This is a genomic window from Fictibacillus phosphorivorans, assembly GCF_007673525.1.
Taxonomy (GTDB): domain Bacteria; phylum Bacillota; class Bacilli; order Bacillales; family Fictibacillaceae; genus Fictibacillus; species Fictibacillus phosphorivorans_C.
The window spans coordinates 2,361,851-2,378,628 of record NZ_VDZU01000001.1; the positions used below are offsets into that span (position 1 = coordinate 2,361,851).

Genomic DNA, 16,778 nt, shown 5'->3' on the forward strand with positions numbered 1-16,778 from the left:
ATTCATTCCTTACGCTTTTTTCTTTACACGGTATACAAAGGCTAAAATTTCAGCTACAGCTTTAAATAGATCTTCAGGAATCACATGCCCGATCTCAACACGAGCGTAAAGCGTTCTTGCTAGAGGTTTGTTTTCTACAACCGCTACGTTATGGTCTTTTGCAATCTCTTTGATGCGTTGAGCGATCAGATCTACTCCTTTTGCTACAACTACTGGAGCATCCATGCTATTATCGTCATACTTTAAGCAGATCGCGTAATGTGTAGGGTTTGTGATGATCACATCTGCCTTTGGTACTTCTTGCATCATTCGCCTCATAGCCATCTGTCTTTGTTTTTCCTTGATCTTCCCTTTAATCTTAGGATCACCCTCAGATTTTTTGTATTCGTCTTTGATATCTTGTTTAGACATCCTGATATTTTTTTCAAAATCGTATTTTTGGTACATATAGTCGAGAAACGCAAGAAAAAGTAAAACGAGTGAAGCGGCAAAGCCCATCTTGACCGCAAGTCCTCCGAATACAGGAAGTGACGATTCAATACTCACTAAGCTCATTCTTAAATAAATATCTCGCTCACTCCAAAGAATAAAAAAAGTCACACCACCGATTAGTAGAATCTTAAGCATCGATTTTGATAGTTCTACTAAAGCACGTACCGAGTAGATTCGTTTAAATCCAGATAACGGATTGATCCGTTCAAGCTTCATCTGAATCGCTTCTGTTGATAATAAAAACCCTACCTGCAAATAGTTCCCTAAGACACCCGCGATCATAGCGGCGATCATTACGGGAGCTATGATAATTGCAACTTCAAGCGAAAGTTCCCAAAACAGCTTAGGAATACTAGATTCCGTCACGTTATAAAGCAGTTTTTTATCTAGACTATAGGCGAAGAGGTGAAGCAATCTTTGCCCCATCCAACTCCCCATAAAGGATAGAAACATAACGGATGCAAACAGCACTAGTGCAGCATTGATGTCAGCACTTTTGGCTACTTGTCCCTTTTTTCTGCTTTCCTGCCTTTTTTTCGGTGTTGCTTTTTCCGTCTTTTCTCCTGAAAAGTATTGTAGATTGACCGGATATCTCATCGACTTAAGCCCCTAACAATTCCATTAAGTTAATCATGCTGTCACGCATCTGATCGACCAGCATCTGAACAGATACAAAGAATGCGGGCATTACTACTAAAAACAATACGAGAGCAATTAAGATCTTCACCGGCAGACCGATAACAAAGATGTTCATCTGCGGTACGGTTCTGGCTACGATCCCAAGTGCAAGGTCGGCTAAAAACAACGTGCCAACGATAGGGATCGCCATCTGAAGAGCGACTAAGAACATACCTGAGAACACACTTAGTACAAACTTCATGACCCCGCCATCTCCAAAATTCGATATGGCCGAATCAATGGGTAAAAATTGATAACTATAAAAGATTCCATCAAGTAACATGTGATGCGCATCTGTTGCTAGCAAGAAAAGAATGGCAAACGTATACAGATATCTCCCCATCAATGGTGTCTGGATGCCTGTTTGCGGATCGAACACGTTCGCGATAGCAAAACCCATCTGTAGATCAATAAATCCGCCGGCAACTTGAATCGCGTAGAAAACGATCGCTGCAATAAATCCGATCGTTAGTCCGACCATCGCTTCTTTAATGATTAATAGAAAAAAAGTAGCATCCAATGGAATTGGTTTTGGGTCAACAGCGTACAACATGATCCAAGATAAGAATAACGATAATCCGATTTTATGCATCACTGGTAAATTTTTATTGGAAAACACAGGAATTGTTAAGAAAAATGCCGATACTCTAGTTAGGATTAATAAAAAAGCAGGGAAAGCCACTAAATCAACCATTTCATCATCCTATATAAGTGTGTAAATTTTGGAAAATATTTGATGTGAATCCTAGGATTTGAGAAAGCATCCAAGGCCCAAAAAACACGAGTCCTACTAACACGGCAACAATCTTTGGTATAAATGCAAGTGTTTGTTCCTGAATCTGCGTTGTTGCTTGAAATATACTGACGATCAAACCTACGATCAGGGCTAATAACATGAGCGGACCGCACAAAAGCAAGGTCATGTATACCCCTTTTTCTGCTAAAGAAATTACAAATTGAGAATCCATGTTTCCACCTGCCCTAATAGCTTAATAGCAATGATTTAACGATGAGGTACCAGCCATCAACCAGTACGAATAACAAGATCTTAAATGGCAGTGATATCATAACGGGCGGCAGCATCATCATCCCCATAGCCATTAAAATAGACGCAACGACCATATCAATGATCAAGAACGGTACAAAAATCATGAATCCAATCTGAAAGGCTGTCTTTAGTTCACTGATCGCAAACGCTGGAACAAGTGTCGTTAACGGAATATCTTTAATACTTTCTGGCTTTTTCGCACCTGAATATTCCATAAACAGCATTAGATCTTTCTGACGTGTATGTTTTGCCATGAATTCTTTGATCGGAAGACTTCCCTTATCAAACGCCTCTTCTTGTGAGATCTCACCTTTTACTAACGGCTGGACCGCTTCTTTGTTTACCTCATGCATCACTGGCGCCATGATAAAAAAAGTTAAGAACAATGCAATTCCAATCAAAACTTGGTTAGGCGGCATCTGCTGCGTCGCTAATGAAGTTCTAACAAAAGATAAGACAATGATTATCCTCGTAAAACAAGTCATAAGAATTAAGATACTTGGAGCAAGCGAAAGGACTGTTAAGAGCAGCAACAGCTGAATCGTAGTTTCCATGTTCGCTGGATCGCTATTATTAATAAAATCCAAGTCTAATCCAGGAATAAATTCATTCATGATGTTTCCCTTTCTCTAACACTCTCTGAAGTTCTTTTTGCTGATTCTTCTTATCTTGAACGATCGATTGAAGCATATTCTTAAATGTTTGCGTCTGATCCTTTGTTCCCGTTTGGCTCGAAGTCTTACTCGACTCTTCGTGTCTACTTTTCATCCACTTTACTTTCAATTGGTCAGTCAAACTTGAAACATTTTGAGACGGACGCTGATCGAGCATCATCTGAACTTCAACTTCATCTGTAATCTCTTTTAGAAGTGTTACCGAATCACCAACACCTACAACCAAGACAGAATTACCCGTTTTGATCAGTTGTACAGAACGATTCTGTCCGATTCCGATGCCGCCCAAAGACTGAAGATTTTTCCCATCTTGAAAACTGACAGACTTTCTTTGAATAAAGCGTAAAACAAAAAACAAGATCGCTAGAACGATTCCAAGCATAAACACGAGCTTGACGAGCATCATAAATGTGCTTTCACTCTCAGAGCTGACAGGGCTGTTATCTGCTGGTGCTTCTTTCTCACCCTTTTGATCTGAGTTATTTATGGTGTCATAAACACTTTTCCCTGAACTGCTGCCTTCCGCTTGTACACTAAATGGTACAAGCGAGAGACAAACTGCTGCAAAAAGACTAATTAACCATCGATACATGTATGCTTATCCTAAAGTTTTCTTGATCGCTTCGATTACACGGTCAGCTGCAAACGGCTTAACGATAAAATCTTTTGCCCCAGCTTGGATCGCATCGATTACCATCGCCTGCTGCCCCATCGCTGAACACATGATAATCTTTGCTTCAGGGTTCGTTTTCTTGATCTCTTTCAAAGCTGATATGCCGTCCATCTCTGGCATCGTGATATCCATCGTAACGAGATCTGGTTTTAACTCTTGGAATTTTTCGATCGCTTGCGCACCGTCTGCTGCTTCACCTACAACATCAAATCCATTCTTAACTAAAATATCCTTGATCATCATTCTCATAAATGCTGCATCATCAACAACTAAAATACGTTCTCCCATTTCACTTACCTCCGATAATTATTTCAATTTTTCTAAACGATCACGCTGGCTTAAAATCTCTGTTACACGGACTCCGAAGTTTTCATCGATAACAACAACCTCGCCTTTTGCGATCATCTTTTGATTAACAAAGATATCAACTGGTTCACCAGCAAGTTTATCGAGCTCTACGATCGAACCTTGAGACATTTCCAAAATATCTTTTATCGTTTTTTTCGTTCTTCCAAGCTCAACCGTTACTTGAAGTGGAATGTCTAATAGCATGTCTAGATTCTTCGTATCTCTTTGATTGGTCTCATAATCTCCAAAGTCAGAAAAGCTTGCTGGCTGAATGGAAACATCTCTCATCTGCGATTGATAAGCAGGCTGAGGGTCATTTCTTGGCTCACTATGAACACGATCTTGATAATGATCTACCGGTGCAGATGGTGGGACTACTTCTTCATGAGGTGCATAATCTGCAACCGGCTCTTTTTCAACAACTGGTTCAGGATTCATCAACTTATGTACAAGGTCCTTTGAGAACTCAGCATCAATGAGCTGCATGATATTCGAATCGATCAGTTCACCCACTTTAAGTCGGAATGAAACTTTAACTAAAATCTCTTCATCAGGAATCAAACTCGTGTTTGATTCAATATCTAGAAAATCAATTTTAGGGGGAGAGATATCTACTTTTTTATTAAAGATCGTAGACATCGATGTGGAAGCTGATCCCATCATCTGATTCATCGCTTCACCAACAGCACTTAATTGCAATTCCCCAAAATCCGGAGAAGGATTTGTGCCTTCGCCGCCAAGCATCAAGTCTGCGATGATCTGTGCATCTGTCTTACGGATCACTAACAAGTTAGCTCCTTCGATGCCTTCTGTATACGTAACCTGAACCGCAACATGCGGAATCGGAAACTCGTCTTTTAACTCGGTGCGTCTCACAACGGTCACTGTTGGCGTCGTGATGTCTACTTTTTGATTCAACAACGTGGATAGAGCTGTTGCAGCACTTCCAAATGAGATGTTTCCGATCTCACCTAACGCATCTCGTTCGATCGATGATAGGTATTCTTCGGTTTCGGTCGCTCCGGACGAGGAAGGACTTCCACCATTCAACAAAGCATCAATTTCGTCTTGTGAAAGCATATCTCCACTTACCATTGATCCTCATCCTCCTTAATGGTTTCGATAATTTGAACGGCTAACTTTTTCTTCACCTTTCCCGGTTGACCGTAGAACTTCGGATTGTTTTCTACTTTTATCACGAGCGGTTGGTTGATCCGTTGATCTAGTTCAATACAGTCACCTATTGATAAGTTCAGAAACTCTTCAATCGACATGTCTGAAGATCCTAACTCAACTTTAAAAGGCAAGAAGGCATTCTTTATCTTTTGTTCAATAAATTCGGTCTCTCCTGGAATTCGTGTTTTCTTTTTATTCTGCATCCAATGATGAACAGAGAGCTTCGGAATGATCGGTTCTATGACAACATGTGGTAAGCAGATATTGATCATTCCGCTCGTTTCACCAATCGTCGTATTCAGTGAGATCACGACTACCGTTTCGTTCGGAGAAACCATCTGTAAAAATTGTGGATTCACTTCCAAATCGAGCATGAACGGCTCCAGTTCGATGACACTTGTCCACGCTTCTTTAAAACTATCAAGTGTGTTTTCAAATAACTGATTCATGATTCTCGTTTCGATCTCAGTTAAATTCTCGATCTTATTCATTCCAGCCCCGCTGCCACCCATCACTCTATCAAGCATGGCGTATGCGATATTCGGGTTGACTTCCATTAAGATGCGTCCTTCAAACGGATGTGCTTCAAACACATTCAACAAAGTCATCTTTGGAACAGAACGGATGAATTCCTCGTATGGAAGCTGATCGACAGACGCAACACCGATCTGGACGTACGTTCTAAGCTGCGCTGAAAAGTAAGTCGTTAAAAGTCTTGCAAAGTTCTCATGCAATCTCGTTAAACTGCGAATCTGCTCTTTCGAAAAACGCAGGGCTCTTTTAAAATCGTAAACTTTAACCTTATTCTCTGACTCTTCCTTTTTAAGCTCTTCTGCATCCATCTCTCCTGTGGAAAGGGCGGAGAGAAGAGCATCTATTTCGTTTTGTGACAAAACATCAACCAAGAGTCTCACCTCTTTTCATGCCGTTTTTAGTGAATTATTGTATGATCTTTTGAGTTGTGTAGACTCTGACTACTTTCCCATCTTGCATAACCTTATTAAGCTCTGTTTTCAGTTTGTTCTCTAGAGAGATCAACCCTTGCTGGCCAGATAGTTCTTCTGTTTTCTTGTTCGAGATCTCATAGATGATAAGATTGTTCACTTGGAACAGTCTTTTCTCAAGTTCGTGTTTCGCATCTTCATTATCCGCTTGAATCTTGAACTGAATCTTCACATAAGATTGATCTGCAAGATTGGTTGTCATTTCATTGGTTTCGACCATCAGCTTGTCCAGCTCTTCTGCTGTAGGCTCAGAAGCTTCGGTCTTAGGTGAGAACTGCTTAAACCCGTAATATCCTGCTGCACCGATTAGACCGATCGCTACAAGCATGGAAAGCATGATCGTTACCGCTTTATTTTTTCCCAACTACAGACCCTCCTTTTTCTGACTTAGTGGCAACAACGTAATATTTCTATAAAACTCTGAAATCAGTTGAGCAACCTCTTCTTCACTTTCTTTAACAACAAATTTTTTGCCTGTAGTTAATGTGATCGTAGTATCCGGAAAAGATTGAATCTGTTCGATATAGATCGCATTCAGCGTAAATGTATTGCCATTTAACTGAGTTAAAGAAATCATGAGTTTCGGGGTTAAGCCGGTTCCTGCTTACCCCTTCCTCCCTTCACGTTAACGTTTTAAGTTCACTAGTTCTTGAAGGATCTCATCCGATGTCGTGATGATTCTTGTATTCGCTTGGAATCCACGCTGTGCAACAATCATCTCAGTGAACTCTTCAGATAAGTCTACGTTGGACATTTCGAGTGCACCTGCTACTAGTGTGCCTGCTCCGCCTGTTCCACCAGGGTATGAGGGTAGCGGATTACCAGAGTTGGTACTAGCTCGATATTCGTTACTTCCAGCCTTTTCAAGACCTTCATTATTTGAAAACTTTGCAAGCTCAATTTGACCCGCTTTCGTTAATTTTCCATCTTTATCAATATAATTTACTGTTCCATCAGCACCTACACTAAAGCTTTTTGCATCAGTTGGTATTTTAATTGCAACACTTGTCGTTGCAGGAGTCCCTACAGGACCGAGTAAATATTTGCCGTCAGAGTTAACAATGTAACCTTCTTGATCTAAATAAAAGTTACCAGCTCTTGAATATGTTGTTTCTGAGAGGGTAATATTTATTCCTTTAACACCTCCTGCTGCTGCAATTGTTCCAGTACCTAATCTAAAAAATCCGTCACCCGAAATTCCTAAATCTAGTGGACGAGCAGTATTTTGCAAACTCCCTTGAGTATGCACAGTATCTATTGTAGATAATTGTGATCCTAACCCAACTTGCTTCGGGTTAACTCCACCTCTTGTTGCAGTGGCTTCGCTCGCCCCAGCAATCTGCTGACTCACAAGGTCCTTAAACGTTGTACGGCCTTTTTTAAATCCGTACGTGTTTACGTTTGCGATGTTATTACCGATTACATCTAGTTTCACCTGAAAGTTTTTCATACCACTGATTCCTGAATACATAGAACGTAACATTTGTTTTTATCTCCCTTACTTGGTTTAATAACTGCGTCTGTCAATCGGCAGTTTTGTGAGCCTCCTGTAAAGGTCCAGCTCGTTTATTCGTCTATGACGATGGCACCATTGATGTTTGTAAAGATCTGAGATGTACTTTCGTTTCGATCTAACGCTGTAATCACGGTTTGATTTGGCGCATTCACGACTAGCGTGACATTCTTCATGATCACTAATGAGTCTTTAATACCTTTTTGTCCAGCTTCGATCATCTTTTCACTTATCTTGTTCCAGCTTGATTCTGATATCGTAATATCTCTATCTTGCAGTCTTTTTTGAGCGTGTTTGCTAATGGTGAGTTGGTTTTCAAGCTCTTTATGAAAAACGGACTGAAAAGATTGATCTATTTTTTTCTGCTGTCGATGTTTGGGGTAAAGCATCGGCTGGTACAATTGATGAGCGTGTATACGTTCGCTCATGTTATCCACTCCTTACTTTGCCTGATCGGATATTTTGATCACTTGGTAACTTGTGATCTTTGTTCCATCACTCATTTCCAACATGACAGATCCTTTTTCAAATAAAACAGATTTCACTACAGCTTCTTTTTCTTCTATCTTTTTGTTACCTTCTGTATCTATTGTTTCCGTTTCGTAGGTTACTTGTTTACCGATCATCTGGCTTTGTTGTAATAATGAAGATTCTGTTTGGAACGATAGGAATTGCTGCATAGTCTGATTCATGTTTGTCATCTGTTCTAGTGATGAAAAGCTTGCCATCTGTGCGATAAACTCTCGGTCTTGCATTGGACTTGTAGGGTCTTGGTTTTGAAGCTGCGTGATTAATATCTTTAAAAAATCATCTTTACCTAAAATGTTTGAACCTGTTTGTTTTGTTTTTGCTTGATAATTAGAAAGCATCAGATCTTCAGAGATCTTGGTCATCGCTCATCACACCTTTTCGTTTAATACCAACTGTGATAATTGTTCATCAAAAGATAGATGATCTGACTTCTCTTCCTCAGACATGTTCTCTTCTGCATGCTGCTGATCTTCATATCCTTGATTATTCTCATCACGAAAATCAAAGGTCTGTTCGTCTCCGTTTAGAAATACATCAATCTTTTCAAAATCTATATCTTGACTTGTGAAAGCTTGTTTCAATTGTGTGAGCTGACTATCCAAGGCATCTTTTGCCCCTTGGCTTGAAGCTATGATCTTCGCTGTGATCTCACCATGTTTTTGGATAAGCTGTATCTCGATGTTGCCAAGATGTTCAGGTGTTAACCGGATCTGCATCTTCGTAAATCCAGATTCTGTAACGAATAGTTTTCCTCTTGATATAATCTGTTGAACCTCACGAACAAACTGCTCCTTCTGTCCTTCCACTCCTGTAACAGGCACTTTCAATGTCCATTGTTCTAGAGGAGAAAGTGGACTCTGCAGCGTTTGAAGTTCTTTAGAAGCGGAAACGTTTGGTTCGATTGACTTTGCTGTCGGTACATATCGCTGAAAGGCTTGGTCCGCAAAGCTTTTCAGCTTTTTTTCAACCGATATCGTCTCAAAAACTTTTAAGAAAGCATTCTTATCATTACCCGATGACTCGTTTAGAAGCTTTTTGATCTCTCCAAAAATCTGCTCTGTTTGTTTTGTTAGAGAATCTTTTTGATCAAGCTTTATTCCTGGAAACCATCTGCCTATCAAATCTGTGAGTTGCTTCTGATCTTTTTGAGAGAATGGTACGGCTTCTTCGTTAACAACAAGCTGTAACAATAGAGCTAGCTTCAGCTCTGGAGAAGGGTTTGTTGGAATCTCAGAGAAATCAATCTCGCTCTCAAGAAGCTTTTCAACAACTTCTTTCATTTCTGGTGGCAGATCGTTTAATAATGATTGAACCGTTTCGTTATTCAATTGGTCTGCCTTATATTCAAGTCCCTCAAAGTTACCTAAAATACTAGCGATCATATCTCCTAAACCCTCTGTAACTCCCTCATTCTCAGTAGCTGAAGATGCCAGAAGTTGAGAAAAGAGAGAATCGATGTTGCTACTTTTCTGAGAAGATCCAGATACTGGTGAAGACTGCACTCCTGTAGCCGCTGGCTGCGAAATCATTAATTGCACGTTTTTCACACCTCCTTTTATAGCGTTTTGTTTGCCATTAGAACCGTAAGCTCAGCTGCACGTTTTACATCAAGTTTGGAAAGGATCTCAGCTTGCGTTTCAGACTGTAAAAGCATCAAGATGCTCATGATTTGATTGTTATTCATCTCTGTCATAACTGCTGCAGCATCTTTTGCTGACATTGCTTCATATAATTTCTTTAATTGCTCATTCTCTTCATCTTTCACAGTTGTTTCAGCATCTTCTACTTGCTTTTCTAATAGAGCAATATTGCTCTTTAAATCGGTTACTTCTTTTTCTTTCTTTTGCAGATCAGCAGATAATACTTTAATGTAATCTTCTTGTTCTTCGAACTTCGATTTCCACTGCTTTTCTTGTACATTGCTCGTTACAGCTACTTCCGTTTTCTCGGTAAAAACATTTTTGATTATGGGTATGTTCTTACCCGTGTTTTTTGCTTCTTCCCATACGTTCACTCCCATAAAAGAAAGTACGATTCCGAAAACAGTCAGTGCAAAAACGAAAGGTACGAATACTACTAATAAAAGCCAAACCACTCTGCTGGATTTTTCGTTCTGTTTCATTTAATCACCTGATTTTTTACGACTTCGCAAAACGCAAAACCGAAAATTCGTCGTTCTGCTTATTCTCATATGAAGCAACTTCCGCTTTATAGGCGCTGAGTTGTCTTTCTTTTAGCTTCTCGTATTTTTTCACTTCAATGGTTTGCTGTAATAACCTTTGTTGAATAACCTGCATTCTTTCTCTTGCTCTTTGTAACAGCGGCTGTAAATCTTTAATCTTGTTCGTCATGGATAAAAGAAAACGCTGCGTATTCTGTAGATCGTTTACAACGATTTTCTGCTTAAAGGTATAATTCGATTGGTTCTCGATGTCTTCTTTCCTTTTAAGTAGGCTGTATATCTCTTCTGCTATGCCTTCAAACGCTTGTACAGCTTCTCCTAATTCTTGTTCAATCGATTCTTTTTCTTTTTGTTTAACGGATAATACTTTCTCCATAGAAAAATGAAATGACATCAACGTTCATCCTTCCCAAATTCAATCAACAACCGCTCTAGAGCTTGTTCATAACTAACATCTTCATCCACTTGCTGTTTAAGAAACGATAGAATGTTGGGGTACATCTGTATCGCTTCATCCACTGATTTCGAAGAACCCCTTTTATATGCGCCAATGCTGATCAAGTCTTCTGCTTCCACATAGGATGATAGAAGTTCTCGAAGACGTTCAGCCGCTTGCCGGTGTTCTTTCGGAACGATGTCATTCATCACCCTGCTTATACTCTTAAGAATGTTAACAGCAGGAAACTGCCCTTTATTGGCTAAGTTTCGATCTAAGATAAAATGTCCATCTAGAATTCCTCGAACCGTATCTGAGATGGGCTCGTTAAAATCGTCTCCGTCAACTAACACGGTATAAAAAGCTGTAATCGTTCCGTTCTTATTCGTCCCAGATCGTTCTAACAATTTTGGAAGAACCGCAAATACGCTCGGTGTGTAACCTTTTGTAGTTGGGGGTTCTCCAACAGCTAATCCGATCTCACGCTGAGCCATAGCCACACGCGTTACAGAGTCCATCATCAACATAACGTTCTTGCCTTGGTCTCGAAAATATTCAGCGATACTCGTTGCAGTCAGTGCACCTTTTATCCGCATTAAAGCAGGTTGATCTGAAGTCGCAACGATTACAATAGATCGCTTCAAACCTTCTTCACCTAGATCTCGCTCAATAAAATCAAGAACTTCGCGTCCACGTTCACCGATTAGCGCGATAACATTAAGGTCAGCTGTCGAATTACGTGCTACCATGCCTAGAAGCGTACTCTTACCTACTCCACTTCCGGCAAAAATACCTACCCGCTGACCTTTTCCAACCGTTAACAAACTGTCGATCGACCGAATACCAAGCTGAATACTTTCTTGAATCCTAGGTCTTTCCATCGGATTCGGCGGCTCGTTCTCTGACGGATAACGAAACAATCCACGAGGCAGAGGAGAGCCATCTAAAGGAACACCCATACCATCTAGTACTTTTCCGATCAAAGAAGGTCCTACTTTAATTTCTAACGCACGGTGTGTGGCTTCAACCAAACTGCCAACTGCAATATTTTTTACATATGTAAAGGGCATCAACAAAACGTTCTCTTCCTGAAAACCAACTACTTCAGCTTTGATTTTTTGCTTGTTGTTCCCCGTGTGTATATAGCAGACATCACCGATCGATGTTTTCGGCCCTTTAGATTCAATCATTAGCCCCACAACCCGAATCACTTTTCCATATCTTTTATAAGAATCGATTGATTGAAGAGACTTCATCAAATTTTGGACGTTCATTGATCTGACACCTCAAGTTGTTCTAACAGTTTTTCTCTGATCTCTTTTAGTTGAACGTCGAGTGTTGCGTCGATCTTTCCAAAAGGAAACTCAATGATTGCACCATTCTCGATCAAGTTTTCATCTGGATAGATGAAAAGAGTCGCTGTCGATTGAAGCATGTTCTTTAGTTCTTCTCGATAGTTTTGTGTAAGTTCAAACCATTGCGGTGGAACGTATAGCTTGATCTCTTCAAACTCTCTAGCTTCTTTAACAAGTTGTTTTACGATAGAAATCCACGTTTCAGGTGTTTCTTGAAGCTTTTTCCCTAAGATTTTCTCAGCAGCTGCCATAGCTAAGATGATCATCTGTGGCTCTGCTTCACTAAGGACGTTATGATATTCTTGCCTTAATGTATCCATAGAACTTTTAACTTCATTTAATTGTGAAGCCCAGCTTTCGTGTCCTTGCTCAACACCTTTTTGAAAGCCAGCATCGTAACCCTCATTCTTTGCCTGTTCGTATGCCGCTTCTAGCTTCTTTTTCCAAGCAGCCTCTTCATCAGCTAATCTTTTAATTTGTGCTGCTCTATATTCTTCTATTTCATTTGTAATAGAAGCAGCTTCGATCTTCGCTTCTTCAAGCAGGTTATACGCTTGATTTTTAATAGAAATGATATTTGATTCTTCATCCTCATCTTCTAAACGCTGATTTCTCATGTTAAATAATGAAAGCGACTGAATTCCTATGACCACTTCATTTGTTTCAGACTTCTCTTTGTGATCGTGAAAAGATTTTATGACTTTAGACAATCACATCATCTCCTCCGCCTCGAGCGATCACAAGCTCTCCGGCTTCTTCAAGTCTTCTAATGGTTCCAACGATTCTAGACTGAGCTTCTTCAACATCACGAAGGCGAACAGGTCCCATAAACTCCATTTCTTCTTTAAAGTTTTCAGCCATACGCTGTGACATGTTATTGAACATCACTTCTTTTACTTCCTCGCTAGATGCACGTAAAGCAAGAAGCAGATCTTCATTTTGCACTTCACGAATAACTCTTTGAATGGCACGGTTATCAAGCGTTACGATATCTTCAAATACAAACATTCGTTTCTTGATCTCTTCCGCTAACTCAGGATCTTGAATTTCAAGCGCATCAAGGATTGTCCGTTCGGTGCTTCGATCCACACCGTTTAAGACCTCGACAACAGCTTCAACTCCACCAGCTTGGGTGAAGTCCTGTGTAACGGTAGCAGATAACTTTCTTTCTAAAATCTGTTCCACTTCATTGATCACTTCTGGTGATGTTCGATCCATCAATGCGATCCTTTTCGCTATATCAGCTTGCATCTCTTGCGGAAGTTCAGAAAGTATCTGACCAGCCTGTGAGGAATCCAAGTAAGACAAAATCAGAGCAATCGTTTGCGGGTGTTCGTTTTGAATAAAGTTTAATATTTGACCCGGATCTGCTTTTCGAGCGAAGTCAAACGGCCTTACTTGCAAAGTCGATGTCAAACGATTGATAATTTGCATCGCTTCGTCTTTACCTACCGCTTTCTCAAGTACTGTCTTCGCATAGCCGATTCCACCTTGGGTAATATAATCTTGTGCTAGAGCTAACTGATGAAATTGAGTGATAATCTCATCTTTCAACGTTGAATCTACTTTTCTAACTTGTGAGATTTGAAGGGTTAATCTCTCAATCTCTTCCTCACTTAAATGTTTATATACTTGGGCAGCCACATCTGGACCTAAAGAGATAACGAGGATTGCTGCTTTCTCTTTACCAGTAAGTTCTTTCATACCTTTTGCCATCGTTCGTTACCTCCTTACTCCTCTGAAAGCCATGTTCTTACTAGCTTTGCGAATTCTTCAGGCTTTTCTTTTGCCATTCGTTCTAACTGTTCCTTACGAACTGTTCCCTCAGACCCTTTTTCTTGGTTTACATCTGGTACATAGTAAGATTCTTGAGGCTCATCCATCTGGAATTCTTCAATCTTGCTTTCGGTCTCTGTTCTTCTTTTTCGAGAGAGCAAGAAGATCAATAGAATAATAACGATTAATAAGACTCCACCAACTATGTAGATCCATAACGGAATACCTTTCGAAACGGCAGTTGTTTCTTGCTTTCCGTTGAACGGCTGTGCAGATACAAATATTTTTTCTTGAATATCATCTTCTGATAATGTTTCGTTTATATCTTTTGAGATACTCGTTCTAACGATCGCACTCAAAATTTGTTCAATATCATCTAATCGTTCTTGCGGTAACGATTCTGGTTTGTTTGGAGTCGGTGGCTCCACCATGACTTGAATGCCTAGATCTCTTATCTCATACGGACTCTCCACGATTTCTTTACGTATCTTGTTCACTTCGTTATTGATACGTTCTTCTACTTTTTCATAGTCTCCGTTTGAGCCAGCAGCTGAACCTGGGTAGGTAGGTACCTCTTGATCACCCGTTCCTCCTACTCCACCTTCTCCTGCACCTTCTCCTGTAAACGTCTCTCTTATTCGCTCAACGCTTACTTCAATGCCTTTCATGTTTTCTTTATCAACAGGTTCTACAATATTCTCTTCACGTTTTTCTTCCGTAAAGTCAATATCTGTTGTCACTGTAGCAACTACTTTACCTTGTCCCATGATGGTTGATAACATCTGTTGAACTCTTCGTTGTAAGTCTCTTTCAACATCCTGCTTAATCTTTCTTTGCTCTTCATATTTTGAAGCTGAAGCAGTAGAGTTTACAGAATTCAAGTCATAATAATTAAAGTATTGATCCGTAATGACGATATTTTCCATAGGAAGGTTGCTCACACTCTTTGAAACGAGATGATAGAGTGCTTTCACCTGATCTTCATTTAATTTCGCTCCCGCTCCTAATGATAGAACAACAGAAGCTGAAGCTTTTTCTTCTTCTTGGTTTACCCACACACTACTTTCGGGGAGGGTAATCATAACGCTCGCATCTTCAACCCCGTTGATGCTCTTTATTAAACTAGCAATCTCTGTCTGTGTTGCTTCTCTTTCTAGAACACCAAACTCTTTGTCTGTTATTCCAAAACCTGATTTCTCACCAAAATATGAGAAATCAATATTTCCACTTTCAGGTAATCCTTCTGCAGCTAACTGCACTTGCAGGTTATTCACTTGTTCTTCAGGAACTAATATTGTTTTCCCACCATCTTGTACTTCGTTTGCCACACCTTTGCTATTTAAATTCTCTTGTATTTGACCTGCTTCCTGAGGGGAAAGATTTGAATACAAAGGAACAAGGTTTGGTGTTGACATCATGACTGTTACAAAAATGAATGCTGCAATAATAAGAAAGATTACACTGAGAATAAATCCCTTTTGTACATTGGAACGAGCTTTAAACCGCTCTGTCGTTTGCTTGATGATGTTTTTCCATTTTTCTTTCATTTTTTCCCCCGATAAGCGCAATAAAAATTTTTAACAGCTACCCCCAAAATTGAATGCTAATATCGAATCATATAACAGAGCCTATACTTGCATCCTCATTATTTCTTGGTAGGCCTCAACAACTTTATTACGAATCTCAAGAGTCGTTTGCATCGTTACACTTGCTTTTTCAGCTGTGATCATCACTTGATGGAGGTTATCCATATTTCCGTTCATCAAACCTTGAGTAGCTTGATTAGATTGTGCTTGTGTTTCACCCAACGTATCTAAAGCTCCTTTTAGATAGCTCTTAAAATCTTCTTGAGCTTCATATGGTGTCACTTTTGAGACTGAAGTTGGATTACTGATGTTCTGAAGTGAACCAATTGAAATTTTGTCCATGTTTCAACACCCCTAACGGCCAATTTCTAATGCTTTTAAGTACATTCCTTTTGCTGCGTTTAGTGCAGTAACATTTGCTTCATACGATCGAGTAGCACTCATTAAATCGACCATCTCTTTTAGTGGATCTACATTCGGAAGTTGAACAAATCCTTCTTCGTTCGCATCAGGATGTTCAGGTTGGTAAACTGTTTTGAATGGAGTTTGATCATTGACTACCCCATTGACTCTAACGCCAGACATGTTTCCGTTATCCACTGCTTTATTAAACATGTTTTTAAAACTAGATTCACCAGAACCTAAGACGACCATTTTACGTCGATACGGTTCCCACACACCGTTCTTATATTCTCCGCGTGTCGAATCGACATTTGCCATGTTAGAGGAAGCAACATCCATCCTAAGCCGTTGAGCCGTTAAACCGGATGCTGATACATTCATTGCATCAAAAACTCCCATTTTTATCTCCCACCTTTAACAACCATCTTAATTGAATTAAACTTTCCATTAATTCGCTGTACGAGTGTCTGATAATAAAGCTGATTCTTTGCTAATTCTGCCATCTCTTTATCTACATCCACATTATTTCCGTTATGATTCATCACTGTATTCGTTTTTTCTCTTACACTAAAAGAAGAGGATGTTTCAGTCCCGAATGAAAAATGCCGCTGATCTGTTCGATGGGCTTGCAAGCTTTTTTTGAATTCCTGGTTAAAGACAGTTTCTTTAGCTTTATATCCAGGTGTGTCCACATTAGCTAAGTTATTTGAAATGGTCTTTTGTTTTAATGCTGATCCATCTAATGCCATCTCTAAGTTTTTAATGACTGAGCCAGAGAACAAGTTCACCACTTCCCTCTTTTTTACTATAGAAGTTTCATATTATGTTAAATCTTACCTCACTATCATATTTTAAGTGATATATCCAAAAAGTGTCTATGTATTTTTTCCCAAACTGACTTTTT

At 39.7% G+C, this 16,778-nt stretch carries 23 protein-coding genes; all 23 read right to left on the minus strand.

The features are described 5' to 3' along the window. Positions 1–9 precede the first annotated feature (9 nt). Complete coding sequence (gene flhB, locus FS458_RS11730; RefSeq protein WP_144700755.1) at positions 10–1,089, minus strand: flagellar biosynthesis protein FlhB; 1,080 nt, start codon at positions 1,087–1,089, stop codon at positions 10–12. 4 nt (positions 1,090–1,093) lie between these two features. Further along, on the minus strand, positions 1,094–1,864 hold the full coding sequence (gene fliR, locus FS458_RS11735; protein WP_144700757.1) for a flagellar biosynthetic protein FliR: 771 nt from the start codon (positions 1,862–1,864) through the stop codon (positions 1,094–1,096). 4 nt (positions 1,865–1,868) lie between these two features. After that, positions 1,869–2,138, minus strand: coding sequence for a flagellar biosynthesis protein FliQ (fliQ, locus tag FS458_RS11740; protein WP_066393686.1), 270 nt, complete (start codon positions 2,136–2,138; stop codon positions 1,869–1,871). A 13-nt stretch (positions 2,139–2,151) separates the two neighbouring features. Continuing rightward, entirely contained in the window at positions 2,152–2,832 is a 681-nt protein-coding gene (fliP, locus tag FS458_RS11745; protein WP_137789655.1) for a flagellar type III secretion system pore protein FliP, read from the minus strand. Then, positions 2,825–3,484: a flagellar biosynthetic protein FliO gene (locus FS458_RS11750; RefSeq protein ID WP_144700759.1), complete on the minus strand. Its 660-nt coding sequence runs from the start codon at positions 3,482–3,484 to the stop codon at positions 2,825–2,827. Before FS458_RS11750 ends, fliP begins: the two co-directional genes overlap by 8 nt. A gap of 6 nt (positions 3,485–3,490) precedes the next feature. After that, positions 3,491–3,853: a response regulator gene (locus tag FS458_RS11755; RefSeq protein WP_066240809.1), complete on the minus strand. Its 363-nt coding sequence runs from the start codon at positions 3,851–3,853 to the stop codon at positions 3,491–3,493. An 18-nt stretch (positions 3,854–3,871) separates the two neighbouring features. After that, positions 3,872–5,008: a flagellar motor switch phosphatase FliY gene (gene fliY, locus FS458_RS11760; protein WP_144700761.1), complete on the minus strand. Its 1,137-nt coding sequence runs from the start codon at positions 5,006–5,008 to the stop codon at positions 3,872–3,874. Continuing rightward, entirely contained in the window at positions 5,002–5,994 is a 993-nt protein-coding gene (fliM, locus tag FS458_RS11765) for a flagellar motor switch protein FliM (protein WP_137789658.1), read from the minus strand. Before fliM ends, fliY begins: the two co-directional genes overlap by 7 nt. Before the next feature lie 34 nt (positions 5,995–6,028). Continuing rightward, complete coding sequence (fliL, locus tag FS458_RS11770; RefSeq protein ID WP_144700763.1) at positions 6,029–6,457, minus strand: flagellar basal body-associated protein FliL; 429 nt, start codon at positions 6,455–6,457, stop codon at positions 6,029–6,031. Further along, positions 6,458–6,670, minus strand: coding sequence for a flagellar FlbD family protein (locus tag FS458_RS11775; RefSeq protein WP_144700765.1), 213 nt, complete (start codon positions 6,668–6,670; stop codon positions 6,458–6,460). It lies immediately after the preceding gene. Between the two features lie 48 nt (positions 6,671–6,718). Further along, positions 6,719–7,576, minus strand: coding sequence for a flagellar basal body rod protein FlgG (flgG, locus tag FS458_RS11780; RefSeq protein ID WP_144700767.1), 858 nt, complete (start codon positions 7,574–7,576; stop codon positions 6,719–6,721). Positions 7,577–7,659: 83 nt separating this feature from the next. Continuing rightward, positions 7,660–8,034 carry a TIGR02530 family flagellar biosynthesis protein gene (locus FS458_RS11785; RefSeq protein WP_144700769.1) on the minus strand — a complete coding sequence of 125 codons (375 nt, stop codon included), beginning with the start codon at positions 8,032–8,034 and terminating at the stop codon, positions 7,660–7,662. A 12-nt stretch (positions 8,035–8,046) separates the two neighbouring features. Continuing rightward, positions 8,047–8,499 carry a flagellar hook assembly protein FlgD gene (gene flgD / locus FS458_RS11790; RefSeq protein WP_144700771.1) on the minus strand — a complete coding sequence of 151 codons (453 nt, stop codon included), beginning with the start codon at positions 8,497–8,499 and terminating at the stop codon, positions 8,047–8,049. Positions 8,500–8,505: 6 nt separating this feature from the next. After that, the gene (locus tag FS458_RS11795) at positions 8,506–9,666 is read right to left on the minus strand and encodes a flagellar hook-length control protein FliK (protein ID WP_231607269.1); all 1,161 of its coding nucleotides are present in this window, start codon (positions 9,664–9,666) and stop codon (positions 8,506–8,508) included. 26 nt (positions 9,667–9,692) lie between these two features. Continuing rightward, positions 9,693–10,259: a MotE family protein gene (locus FS458_RS11800; protein WP_144700775.1), complete on the minus strand. Its 567-nt coding sequence runs from the start codon at positions 10,257–10,259 to the stop codon at positions 9,693–9,695. A 16-nt stretch (positions 10,260–10,275) separates the two neighbouring features. After that, complete coding sequence (gene fliJ / locus FS458_RS11805; RefSeq protein ID WP_144700777.1) at positions 10,276–10,713, minus strand: flagellar export protein FliJ; 438 nt, start codon at positions 10,711–10,713, stop codon at positions 10,276–10,278. Then, positions 10,713–12,029, minus strand: a complete 1,317-nt coding sequence (gene fliI / locus FS458_RS11810) for a flagellar protein export ATPase FliI (protein ID WP_144700779.1) — start codon at positions 12,027–12,029, stop codon at positions 10,713–10,715. Before fliI ends, fliJ begins: the two co-directional genes overlap by 1 nt. After that, the gene (gene fliH, locus FS458_RS11815) at positions 12,026–12,820 is read right to left on the minus strand and encodes a flagellar assembly protein FliH (protein WP_144700781.1); all 795 of its coding nucleotides are present in this window, start codon (positions 12,818–12,820) and stop codon (positions 12,026–12,028) included. The genes fliI and fliH overlap by 4 nt, the downstream gene beginning before the upstream one ends. Beyond that, positions 12,813–13,826 (minus strand): flagellar motor switch protein FliG, encoded by a 1,014-nt coding sequence (gene fliG, locus FS458_RS11820; RefSeq protein WP_144700783.1) that lies wholly within the window; start codon positions 13,824–13,826, stop codon positions 12,813–12,815. Before fliG ends, fliH begins: the two co-directional genes overlap by 8 nt. A gap of 14 nt (positions 13,827–13,840) precedes the next feature. Beyond that, on the minus strand, positions 13,841–15,433 hold the full coding sequence (fliF, locus tag FS458_RS11825; protein WP_144700785.1) for a flagellar basal-body MS-ring/collar protein FliF: 1,593 nt from the start codon (positions 15,431–15,433) through the stop codon (positions 13,841–13,843). A gap of 81 nt (positions 15,434–15,514) precedes the next feature. After that, positions 15,515–15,814 (minus strand): flagellar hook-basal body complex protein FliE, encoded by a 300-nt coding sequence (fliE, locus tag FS458_RS11830; RefSeq protein WP_144700787.1) that lies wholly within the window; start codon positions 15,812–15,814, stop codon positions 15,515–15,517. Positions 15,815–15,826: 12 nt separating this feature from the next. Then, the gene (flgC, locus tag FS458_RS11835; RefSeq protein ID WP_144700789.1) at positions 15,827–16,273 is read right to left on the minus strand and encodes a flagellar basal body rod protein FlgC; all 447 of its coding nucleotides are present in this window, start codon (positions 16,271–16,273) and stop codon (positions 15,827–15,829) included. Positions 16,274–16,275: 2 nt separating this feature from the next. Further along, positions 16,276–16,662, minus strand: a complete 387-nt coding sequence (flgB, locus tag FS458_RS11840; RefSeq protein ID WP_144700791.1) for a flagellar basal body rod protein FlgB — start codon at positions 16,660–16,662, stop codon at positions 16,276–16,278. Positions 16,663–16,778: the final 116 nt, after the last annotated feature.

Excerpts from the sequence above, each read along its gene's own strand:
- FS458_RS11795 (WP_231607269.1), bottom strand. The coding sequence starts at position 9,666 with ATGATTTCGCAGCCAGCGGCTACAGGAGTGCAGTCTTCACCAGTATCT.
- FS458_RS11775 (WP_144700765.1), bottom strand. The coding sequence starts at position 6,670 with ATGATTTCTTTAACTCAGTTAAATGGCAATACATTTACGCTGAATGCG.
- fliP (WP_137789655.1), bottom strand. The coding sequence starts at position 2,832 with ATGAATGAATTTATTCCTGGATTAGACTTGGATTTTATTAATAATAGC.
- fliJ (WP_144700777.1), bottom strand. The coding sequence starts at position 10,713 with ATGTCATTTCATTTTTCTATGGAGAAAGTATTATCCGTTAAACAAAAA.
- FS458_RS11800 (WP_144700775.1), bottom strand. The coding sequence starts at position 10,259 with ATGAAACAGAACGAAAAATCCAGCAGAGTGGTTTGGCTTTTATTAGTA.
- fliQ (WP_066393686.1), bottom strand. The coding sequence starts at position 2,138 with ATGGATTCTCAATTTGTAATTTCTTTAGCAGAAAAAGGGGTATACATG.
- flgG (WP_144700767.1), bottom strand. The coding sequence starts at position 7,576 with ATGTTACGTTCTATGTATTCAGGAATCAGTGGTATGAAAAACTTTCAG.
- flgC (WP_144700789.1), bottom strand. The coding sequence starts at position 16,273 with ATGGGAGTTTTTGATGCAATGAATGTATCAGCATCCGGTTTAACGGCT.
- FS458_RS11755 (WP_066240809.1), bottom strand. The coding sequence starts at position 3,853 with ATGGGAGAACGTATTTTAGTTGTTGATGATGCAGCATTTATGAGAATG.
- fliI (WP_144700779.1), bottom strand. The coding sequence starts at position 12,029 with ATGAACGTCCAAAATTTGATGAAGTCTCTTCAATCAATCGATTCTTAT.
- fliF (WP_144700785.1), bottom strand. The coding sequence starts at position 15,433 with ATGAAAGAAAAATGGAAAAACATCATCAAGCAAACGACAGAGCGGTTT.
- fliR (WP_144700757.1), bottom strand. The coding sequence starts at position 1,864 with ATGGTTGATTTAGTGGCTTTCCCTGCTTTTTTATTAATCCTAACTAGA.
- flhB (WP_144700755.1), bottom strand. The coding sequence starts at position 1,089 with ATGAGATATCCGGTCAATCTACAATACTTTTCAGGAGAAAAGACGGAA.
- FS458_RS11785 (WP_144700769.1), bottom strand. The coding sequence starts at position 8,034 with ATGAGCGAACGTATACACGCTCATCAATTGTACCAGCCGATGCTTTAC.
- FS458_RS11750 (WP_144700759.1), bottom strand. The coding sequence starts at position 3,484 with ATGTATCGATGGTTAATTAGTCTTTTTGCAGCAGTTTGTCTCTCGCTT.
- fliE (WP_144700787.1), bottom strand. The coding sequence starts at position 15,814 with ATGGACAAAATTTCAATTGGTTCACTTCAGAACATCAGTAATCCAACT.
- fliY (WP_144700761.1), bottom strand. The coding sequence starts at position 5,008 with ATGGTAAGTGGAGATATGCTTTCACAAGACGAAATTGATGCTTTGTTG.
- fliG (WP_144700783.1), bottom strand. The coding sequence starts at position 13,826 with ATGGCAAAAGGTATGAAAGAACTTACTGGTAAAGAGAAAGCAGCAATC.
- flgD (WP_144700771.1), bottom strand. The coding sequence starts at position 8,499 with ATGACCAAGATCTCTGAAGATCTGATGCTTTCTAATTATCAAGCAAAA.